Here is a 5183-nt window from a genome sequence, read left to right on the forward strand (position 1 = left end):
CCACCCGTTTCCAGGAGCTATTCCGGAGCATGGGGCAGGTCGGTCACGCATTACTCACCCGTTCGCCACTCTCACCACCAGCAAGCTGATGGATCCCGTTCGACTTGCATGTGTTAAGCACGCCGCCAGCGTTCATCCTGAGCCAGAATCGAACCCTCCACAAAAAAAACAATGCGGAAAGACATCGAATAGATGACTCTCAAAAACAAAAAAATGACAGGAACGTCCTAATAAGGAAAGGACGCTCACACTCAAAAAACCTCACCACCATTCAACCCGCAAGGCACCCGACCAAACCGGCCAGGCTGGCAGCAAGCTGGCAATCATTGACTATAAAGAAGTAGTACAAACACGCTCTTGAGTTCTCAAACCACCACCACACACAAACCAGCCCGGACCCTTCAATCCCCCACGGGGACAAGCCCGAACCGCTCAGCGGCAGCGAATGAATAACTTACACGAACCTGCCCACCCGCGCAAATCACATATTTCAAAACAGGCTAAAACCCTTGAAAAGACAAGCTTCGCTCGGCGTGTCGAAAATGCCGTTTTCAACCTCGTCACTATCAATATAGCGCCGAAAACAACCACAAATTGCCTGAACTTTGTTTCATACCGACGTGTTCCTCGCAAATTCACCCGCACGCAACCACACCAACAACAAAAAACAGCCGAATCCGCGGCACGTCATCAATGGGCAGTGATGATGAACCACAGATCGGCTGTTGTCATTAGTCAGCACAGCAGATGGCCGGAAGCGAGGAGGAGGAACCTTCGACTCAGCTGGCGATGTGCTACTCAATCATCGGAAGCTTTCCGCTGCACTAACTTTGCTTCATTTATTTACTGTTCGCCGGCAATCACCTCCACTGCAGGTTTGCGGCGGGCCACAAATCGACGAACAGTTACAATCTCCAGGCCAGCGAACAGCACGGCCACCACTGCAATGCCAATCCACATGCCCGTCTGCCAAATCGGCAGCTCAGTCTTTGGCTCGCCGTTCTCGTACTGCCAGCTGTTCACCACGGTGTAGAGGATGTTGTGGGAAGCGGTACGCATGGCCTTCAGGGAGGTGGCGGACTTGCTGGTCACATGGTTGGTGACATCCATCGTGGCGAGCATCGCATCACCACCGTTGCGAATTTCCTGATCAGCGTTCTGGTAACCGAAACCAGCGAAATAGTCGGTCAGAGTGAAACCACGGAAGCCCCATTCATCGCGCAGCACTGTATTGAGCAGTGCAGGGTTAGCGCCAGCATAAGTCGTACCAATGTAGTTGTATGCGGTCATCACAGCCTGTGCACCACCATCTTTAACCGCCATTTCGAACGGCTTCAGATAGATTTCGCGAATGGACTGCTCGTTAGCCCAGGTGACCAGCATGGCCGTACGGTTGGTCTCCTGATCGTTCAGCGCGAAGTGCTTCATGAAGGAGTACACGCCCTGGGAGCGGGCACCAGCAATCTCGCCTGCGGCCATCACACCGGAGAGCAGGGAGTCTTCGGAGAAGTACTCGAAGTTACGGCCGGAGAACGGGGAGCGATGGATGTTCATGCCCGGGGCGTACCAGCCGTCCACATGCATTTCGCGAGCCATCTTGCCCAGAGTCTTGCCGAATTCGTTGGCGAGTTTCTTGTTCCACGTGTTTGCAATGCCAACTGCGGAGGGGAAGGCAATAGAGCTGACGTGAGTGAAGTTGTTGATCAGAGCGGCCGGACCGTCAAGATCAGTGGTCTTGATCTTGCCGATGTTCTTGATTGCGGCGGTACCATAGCCAGCCATAGCGATCATGTTGTCCATGTCGTCGAAAGTCAACTGGTCAAGCAACTTATCCCACTGCGGATCGTCGTAATCCTTACCACGCAAATCAGCCAGACGAACACCGTTCTTCGCGCCAGTAGTCGGCATCTTGTCGTCGGCGTTGTCATGCTTGCCCGGCTTGTAGATGTCGTTATTGCTGAACGTTTTCTTGGCCTCATCGCTCATGGACATGCTGGCCGGGGCGGCAACGGCCTCCTCGTAGTTGGCGAAGTGGTCGGCGCGGGACAGGTAATTCACATCGCCTTCGGCATCGTCGAACTCGTTGGTGGCAGCCACTTTATCGCCAGAATGGGTGTTGGAATCAGAATCGTAAGTGATAGTCTTCGGCACGTTCACGGTGGCGGAATCAATCACCGTGTGCGAATCGGACTGGATGGAGACATCATAATTGCCGGATTCCAGAACGTATGCCTTCGCGCCCTTGGCGTCGTAGGAAGCCATGCTGTCATCGTCGAAGGAGATCTTCACGGTTTCGGATTCACCGGGCTTGAGTTCCTTGGTCTTCTCGAAAGCCACGAGATTTACCGAGGATTTCTCAATACCACCGTTGGTGTATGGCGGGTTGTAGTAAGCCTCGACCACATCCTTGCCTGCCTTGTCACCGGTGTTGGTCACGGTCACGTCGAACGATACCTTGCCGTTCTTATAGGAAACGTCGCCCATCTTCTGTTCGAAGTCGGTGTAGCTCAAACCATAACCGAACGGGAAGGCCACGGTATCGTCGTAGTTGATCAGGCCCTCGTCGGCTGCGGTTTCGTAGAACTTGTAGCCCACGTAAATGCCTTCGACGTAGTTCACGAACGTCGGGCTGGACGTGTATTCGCTGCCGACGAAGTTCACCTTAACGGAAAGATCGTCCACATTGTCATACGGGAAGTTGCCGATATTGTTCAGGGTCGGAGTACTGCGCACATTCTTCAGGAAGGTGTCGGAAGTCTTGCCGGACGGATTCACCTTGCCGGCGAGAATATCACCGAGGGCATTGAAACCGGTCTGACCTGCGGGTGGGCACCACAGCACAGACTTGATCTGCGGATAGTTGGCCAGGAAGTCGAACTGCAGCGGATTCGAGCCGTTATAGACCAGCGTCACATGGTCGAAGTTCTTAGAAACCAAATCGAGCATGTTCTTTTCGGTCTGGCTCAGCTGCAGAATGCTCTCGCCCTGCTGGAAGTCTTCGTAATCCTTAGAATTGTTGTTGTAGACCACGCCTTCAGCCTTCATATCGCGCGGAAGGTCGGCGTTCTCGCCACCGAAGCGGGTGATTACCACCACCGCCTCATCGGAGAAGGATTTGGCATCGGAAATCAGGGAGTCCGGGTACTGGTCGGCAGGAACCTCAGGCAGAGTCCAATCCTGCTGGAACATGTTGAGGGTCGGGCGTTCGGCACGGTACTTGGTGTACAGGTCGGTCAGTTCGCTGTTTGTTTCGAAGCCAGCCTGCTTTAGACCGCTCAAGATTGAGGCCATTGGATGCTCGTTCGACATGGAGCCTGAACCGGAACCGCCGAGAATCGGCTGCGTGGAGCCCCAACCGAACACGTTGAGCTTCTTGGTACCGCTAATCGGCAAGTTATTATCGTTGTTCTGCAGCATAGTGACTGCTTCGCTGTACAGGTCCTGCGCCTGAGTGTTGGCGGCAGCGATGGTTTCGTCGCTCAGCTTGTATTTCTTAGCGGTGGCATTGTTGAGCAATGTGGCCATTGGTCCAGTAAGCATCAATGCAATCGATACAGTGGCGGCAACGAGTACGACCAGCCATGATTCGGAATGAACCAACTTGCGCACGCTTACATCGCGCACGGTTTTCTTGTTCACCGCAATGGTGATGATAATCGCCGCGACCAGTACAACGCCGAGCACCACAAGATATGGAGTCAACGATTTGAGGACGGCGATCACGTCGGACATGTTGATATCCAGCATGAGATCTCCTGTTCTTTTTGTTCTTTTTGCGTCTTCGCGAATCATTGCCAACCGGCTGCTTCGCCGGAAGACTATGCGCTGTGAACACTTTCAAACTAGGAGAACAGGAAATTGTGCACGGCGAGCATTGCATGAGCAGCCATGCTCATTGCACGAATGGCATACATGGCATAAGCAAAGCCCGATGCAACGCTCAAGCCGTATACGAATACTTACTCAGCGGGGATTGGAATCACAATTCCCAAGGAGAACACGCCATCCGCTGCTTTCATCGTGAGCTCGCCATGATATTTACGCGTCTGCCATGCAATCGAGCGCGTGCCCAGTCCATGATTCGCTTTATCGGATTTGGTGGTCACTGGCATACCGTTTTTGAAAATTGGAGCTCGCGCAGCGTCGTAATAGTTCTCCTCGTGAATCACCAGAAGACCTCCATCGCGCTGAACGGACAGATTCACGACGCGTTTGCCGGCATCCTCAATCTGTTGTGCGCTTTCCAGCGCATTATCCAGAATGTTGCCGAACAGCGAATAGAGATCGGAGCGTTCCATAAAGTCCAGCGAGCGCCCATCTGCCATGCAGGTGAAAACAATCCCATGCCGGGAGCAGTACAGCCCTTTTTCCGTCAGTAGCACGTCCAACGAATCATTGCCGGTATGGAACATGGAATCATAGATGCGAATATTGTTTTCGACTTCACGAATCATCTCGGGCGTGGGCATACGCCCGTCATCAGCATATAGAGAGCCGACCAGCTTGCGGATGTCATGGCAGCGAATATTAATCTGCTCTATGTTCTCCTTGGCCATTTCATAATGTTGTGTCTTCAACCGGTCGGCCTGCTGCATTGCAATCAAATCGCTGCGCAGTTGATCATTGGTGGAAGCGAGCAGCACCAGCGTGAGCATCAGTGTCATGCATAGCGAATCGTAGAGGAAACCTACTGTCTGCACTTCCATCGGCTTGCGTTGCACAAATACCATGCTGAACACCACCATGAGCATCATGGCAGCCACACATGCCACCACCCATCCATATCGGGCGCGAATCTTGTGCTCATCAATGGATACTCGGCGACCGATAAACGCGTAAATCACCAGGCACATCAACGCGAACATCACGATATGCACCACGGTGTAGTTGAGGTGTGGCGCAAAACGAGGCCTTTCGCTGTTTGGTGTGGGTGGGTCTGTCAGGTGGTGACGGTGCTGAGGTCGAGTTTGCCGCAGGTCAGGTAGATCATGGTGCTGAAGTAGCCCATGTTCTTGAATCCGCGGGCTCGGGTCTTGACGTTCTGGATGACGCTGTTGAGTCCTTCGAGGATCGCGTTGGTGTAGGGGTGGTCGAAGTAGGCGAGGATGTCCCGCCAGTGGCGGCGTATCTGGCGGGCGAACTCTTCATGGTTCGACCGGGAGCGCGTCTCCACGAGCACAGAC

General features: G+C 53.6%; 3 protein-coding genes and 1 rRNA gene. All 4 read right to left on the reverse strand.

Annotated features, from left to right (window positions below):
* A 16S ribosomal RNA gene (locus tag BISA_RS08350) occupies positions 1–164 on the reverse strand; the annotation flags it as partial.
* 679 nt (positions 165–843) lie between these two features.
* Positions 844–3747, reverse strand: coding sequence for a glycoside hydrolase family 3 N-terminal domain-containing protein (locus BISA_RS08355; RefSeq protein WP_033891395.1), 2904 nt, complete (start codon positions 3745–3747; stop codon positions 844–846).
* Positions 3748–3959: 212 nt separating this feature from the next.
* On the reverse strand, positions 3960–4880 hold the full coding sequence (locus BISA_RS08360; RefSeq protein WP_156099594.1) for an ATP-binding protein: 921 nt from the start codon (positions 4878–4880) through the stop codon (positions 3960–3962).
* A 59-nt stretch (positions 4881–4939) separates the two neighbouring features.
* Positions 4940–5183 (reverse strand): transposase (locus BISA_RS08365; RefSeq protein ID WP_162178589.1); only part of this gene is annotated, 244 nt, incomplete at its 5' end.

The organism is Bifidobacterium saguini DSM 23967 (assembly GCF_000741715.1).
Classification (GTDB): domain Bacteria; phylum Actinomycetota; class Actinomycetes; order Actinomycetales; family Bifidobacteriaceae; genus Bifidobacterium; species Bifidobacterium saguini.